General features: G+C 65.5%; 5 protein-coding genes. 2 read left to right on the top strand and 3 right to left on the bottom strand.

The annotated features are described in order from the left end of the window. Positions 1-993, bottom strand: a 993-nt coding sequence (locus ABYW26_RS10690; protein WP_372604836.1) for a class I tRNA ligase family protein, incomplete at its 3' end; no start/stop codon positions are given. A 225-nt stretch (positions 994-1,218) separates the two neighbouring features. On the opposite strand from ABYW26_RS10690, the gene ABYW26_RS10695 reads away from it, so the two are divergent. Next, a complete protein-coding gene (locus tag ABYW26_RS10695; protein ID WP_372604837.1) occupies positions 1,219-1,629 on the top strand; it encodes a group III truncated hemoglobin in 411 nt (136 codons plus the stop codon). 9 nt (positions 1,630-1,638) lie between these two features. On the opposite strand, the gene ABYW26_RS10700 is transcribed toward ABYW26_RS10695, so the two are convergent. Next, positions 1,639-2,631: a YcjF family protein gene (locus ABYW26_RS10700; RefSeq protein ID WP_372604839.1), complete on the bottom strand. Its 993-nt coding sequence runs from the start codon at positions 2,629-2,631 to the stop codon at positions 1,639-1,641. Continuing rightward, complete coding sequence (locus ABYW26_RS10705; protein WP_372604841.1) at positions 2,628-4,046, bottom strand: YcjX family protein; 1,419 nt, start codon at positions 4,044-4,046, stop codon at positions 2,628-2,630. The genes ABYW26_RS10700 and ABYW26_RS10705 overlap by 4 nt, the downstream gene beginning before the upstream one ends. 100 nt (positions 4,047-4,146) lie before the next feature. On the opposite strand from ABYW26_RS10705, the gene truA reads away from it, so the two are divergent. Continuing rightward, positions 4,147-4,775 (top strand): tRNA pseudouridine(38-40) synthase TruA (gene truA / locus ABYW26_RS10710; RefSeq protein ID WP_372604840.1); only part of this gene is annotated, 629 nt, incomplete at its 3' end.

The following is a 4,775-nucleotide window of genomic DNA, read 5'->3' on the forward strand; positions in this document are numbered from 1 at the left end:
CACCTCGTAATCCCAGAAGCCGTCGGCGCCTTCGAGGCCGTTGAACGGGTGTTTGAGAACGGTGCCCTCGAATTCCTCGGGCGCCACGTCGCGCAGGCGCGTATGGGCAGTGACACGCGACTTGGTCAGGGCGTCCTCGGCCAGTGCATCGGCAAAGATGTATAGATCGCCGGGTTTGGTCCAGCTTTCCTCTTCGGTGGCGTCAACGCGATAGAGGCCATAAGCGATCTTGGGATTATAGGCGACGGCCTTGTTCGAGGGGATCGTCCACGGGGTCGTGGTCCAGATTACCACGCGGGCCTCGGCCAGATCACCGGGGGCTGCGGCAAAGCTGAACGGCACCCAGATCGTGTGCGATTGGTGGTCGTGGTATTCGATCTCGGCCTCGGCCAGCGCGGTTTTTTCGACCGGCGACCACATCACGGGTTTGCTGCCCTGATACAGCGTGCCGTTCATCAGGAACTTCATGAATTCGTCGGCGATCACCGCTTCGGCGTGGTAATCCATCGTCAGATAGGGGTCGTCCCAGTTGCCGGTGACGCCCAGACGCTTGAATTCCGCGCGCTGCACATTGACCCAGCCATCCGCGAATTTCCGGCATTCCTGACGGAAGTCGATGACCGGCACATCGTCCTTGTTCTTGCCCTTGGCGCGATATTGTTCTTCGATCTTCCATTCGATCGGCAGGCCGTGGCAATCCCAGCCCGGCACATAGCGCGCATCATGGCCCAGCATCTGCTGGCTGCGAACGATAAAGTCCTTGAGGATCTTGTTCAGCGCGTGGCCGATATGAAGGTTGCCGTTCGCATAGGGCGGGCCGTCATGCAGGATGAACGGCGGGCGGCCTTCCTTTTCGCGCAGGCGGTCGTAGATGCCGATCTGTTCCCAACGGGCCAGCCATTCGGGCTCGCGTTTGGGCAGGCCGGCGCGCATCGGGAAATCGGTTTCGGGCAGGTTCAGCGTATCTTTGTAGTCAGGCGTATCGGCGCACATCTTGTGTGATCCTTGCAGAATTTCGGATGTCTGAGAGGGGGCGGCGCGAGGTCTCAAACGCCTTGTCCCGGCGGCTCATGGTCTCAGAGCGCCGGGCTGCTAATTCGAATAATGATCGCAAAACGGGTCATCATGCCCGCGTTATAGGCGGCGCAGCAAGGCGGGGCAAGATAGTGCGGCGCTTTGGCTCTTGCATGCGGGGCGCGGGGCGGGCAATCCTTCGGCATGAGCACAGCCCTGCCCCCGAAGTTTCCTATCACCCGACCCGAGATCGAACGGGTCGTCCATGCGTTTTATGCCGCCGTGCGGGTGCATCCGGGGCTGGGTCCGGTCTTTGCCGCGCATGTCACCGACTGGCCCGCGCATGAGGCCAAGATCGCCAATTTCTGGGCCAATGCCATTCTGGGCGAGCGGGTCTATGACGGCAGCCCGATGGCGGCGCATGTCAAGGCCGGGAATGTGCGGCCGGGCATGTTCGAGCCGTGGCTGGGGCTGTTCGACCAAACGCTGCGGCGCGAGCTGGAGCCGGAACAAGCGGTCGCGTGGTCGGCTTTGGCGCACCGGATCGGTCGGTCCCTGCGCGCCGGAGTGGTGGATCGCGAAAAGCTGCCGGGCGGCATTCCGAAGCTGAGATAGCTTCGCCCGCTACCCCTCTTTCCCGAACAACCCTTTCAGCGCCCGCGACACGATGCCCGACACGCCGGGGCGCTTGGTGGTGCGGAACGGCAGCGGCCGGCAGACCTCTAATGCGGCGACGCCGACCCGCGCGGTCAGGGCGCCGTTCACCACGCCTTCGCCGAACCGGCGCGACACTTTGGCCAGCACCCCGCCCCCGGCAAAGCTGCTTAGCATATCGTCGCCCACCGCCACCGCGCCGGTGGCCACCAGATGCGTCAGCACCGCGCGGGTGATGCGCCAACTGCCCAAGGTGCCCGAGCGCCCGCCGTAAATTTCGGCAATCCGCCGGATCATCCGCAAATTCGCCGTCAGCGCCGCGATCAGATCGGCCAGCGCCAGCGGCACCAGCGCCGTCACCGTCGCCACCTGCCGGGCTGCGGCCTCGACCTCGCGCACGGCGGCGGCGTCCAGAGGCGTCAGCAATTCGGCCTCGGCCAGCCCCAGCAACCCATCGGCATCGAACACGTCGCCCTGCCGTTCGGCCAGCCGCGCCCGGCCCCATTGCAATTCGTCGCGCCCCGCGTAAAGGCCGGTCAGCTTGCCAACAACCGCCTTGGCCGCCTTCAGGTCATTCGCCACGATCGCCGCCTCGGCCGCCTTATGCAGCGCATCGACCCGGCGCAACCGGGCGAAAGCCGCCAGTTCGCGCAGCATCACCAGCAGCGCCGCCAGCACCACCGCCGCCACCAGGACCAGCGCCACCGTGCCCAGAACCGGGTTGCGATCCAACAGGCCGGTCACGAAATCCCATGCCGCGACCGAGGCCCAGAACCCGATCAACCCCATCGCCGCCGACCAGAAGAACCGGCCCACGCGCGATGGCTTGCGCGCCGCCAGCGTCGCCATGGTCTGCATCGCGCGGCCCGAGGGCATTTCGGCCAGATCGGGCACCGGCGGCGCGGCATCGGGGCCGGGAACCGGCCGGTCGTCAAGATCAATCACTACCGGGCCTTGGGTCATCGCAGGCGGTCTCCGATCAGGAATTCAGCGGCCTTGTCCAGCCGGATATGCGGCGGGCCTTCGCCGGGCTTCAGGCTGAGCCGCGCCGGAGCGAAATGCATGATCTGGTAATCGGCATCCAGCCACGCCGCGCCGCCCGCCCGTGCCGGGGACAGGATGCGCGCCGGATCGGTCGGCAGGGCGCCGGGATAAAGCGCCGCCTGTTTGCCGGTCTCTAAAAGCGTGCCGCGCACACAATCCAGCGTCCGGCCCTCGTGCTGAATGGTTTCCTCGACCGTCGCCCTGAGCGCCGCAATCGACATGGCGGCGGTTTTCGCCCCGGCATAATCGGCGCGGTCCTTGGCGTCGCGCAAAAGCGCCTCCATGATCGCGGTCAGTTGCGGGTGCTGAGCGTGGTGCAGATGGTCGGCCTTGGTGGCGGCGAACAGGATGCGCTCGACCCGCTTGCCCAGCAAAATCCGCGACAGAAAGGCGTTCCGACCGGGGCGGAAGGCGGCCAGAATGTCGGTCATGGCGCGGCGCAGATCCTCGACCGCCTGTGGGCCGGAATGAATGGCGCCCAGCGCATCGACCAGCACCACCTGCCGGTCGATCCGTGCGAAATGGGTGCGGAAGAACGGTTTGACCACCTCGGATTTATAGGCCTCGAACCGGCGCTCCATCTCGCGCCACAGTGATCCGCGCAGGGCCCGGTCGGTGGCGGGCAGCGGCGCAAAGGTCAGAACCGGAGACCCCGCCATCTCGCCCGGCAACAGGAACCGGCCCGGGGTGCAGTCGTAAAAGCCCTCGTTACGGGCGGCGTGCAGATAGTCGGTAAAGGCGGCGGCAAGGGATTTCGCCACGGGTTCATCGAACAGGGCCGCCGGATCGACCTGACCCAGCGCTGCGCGAAACGGGGCGGCGGCGGCACGGGGCGCGATCCGGGTCAACACCTCGGCTGACCATTGCACATAGGTCTTGTCCAGCAGCCCAAGGTCCAACAGCCATTCCCCCGGATAATCGACGATATCCAGATGGATCTTGCGCGGCCCCGCCACCGCGCCCAGCAAGCCGCCGGGCTGAACCTTGAACGACAGCCGCAATTGCGACACCGCGCGGGTGCTTTCGGGCCAATGCGGCACATCGCCGGTCAGCGCCGCCAGATGGGTTTCGTAATCGAATCGCGGCACGGTATTGTCGGGCTGAGGCCGCAAATAGGCGCTGAGAATGGTGCCATCGCGCGCGCCGATCAGTTGCGGCATCCGACCCCGATCCAGCAGGTTTGCCACCAGCGAGGTGATGAACACCGTTTTGCCCGCCCGCGACAGGCCGGTAACGCCCAGCCGGATCACCGGCTCGAACAGGGTTTCGGACAGCGCATCGCCGATGCCTTCGACACCGCGCGTCACCCCGTCTGCCAGATCGCCAATACCCACGCTCACCTCACGCTGTTTCGCTCAAGATAGGTGTCCGGGGCCGCCAGCGCCAGAGAGCGTTGCGATTGCCGAATCCGACGCACCGCGCTAACCGGGGGATATGCCCAGATACGCCCTGAAAATCGAATATGACGGCACGCCCTTCGCGGGCTGGCAACGGCAGGCCGATCAGCCCTCGGTGCAGGGCGCGATCGAACAGGCGCTGTCGCGGCTTGAGCCGGGGCCGCATACCATCGCCGCCGCCGGGCGCACCGATGCCGGGGTGCATGCCTTTGGCCAGGTGGCGCATTGCGATCTGGCCAAGGATTGGGACCCGTTCCGCCTGTCCGAGGCGTTGAATTTTCATCTGAAACCGCTGCCGGTGGCCATTCTGACCGCCGCACGGATCGATGATGACTTTCACGCCCGGTTTTCCGCGACCGAGCGGCAATATCTGTTTCGTCTGGTCAGCCGCCGCGCCCCCGTAACGCATGAGCGCGGCAAGGTCTGGCAGGTGCAGCACCCTCTGGAGCTGGAACCGATGCAACAGGCCGCCACCTATCTGCTGGGGCGGCATGACTTTACCACCTTCCGGGCGTCGATCTGTCAGGCGGCCTCGCCGGTCAAATCACTGGACGAGTTGCGGATCGAGGCCTTTGACATCCCGCATGGCCGCGAGTTTCATTTCCACGTCCGCGCCCGCAGCTTTCTGCACAATCAGGTTCGCAGCTTTGTCGGCACGCTGGAACG

The sequence above is a fragment of the Actibacterium sp. genome (genome assembly GCF_041584535.1).
Classification (GTDB): Bacteria; Pseudomonadota; Alphaproteobacteria; order Rhodobacterales; family Rhodobacteraceae; genus Actibacterium_D.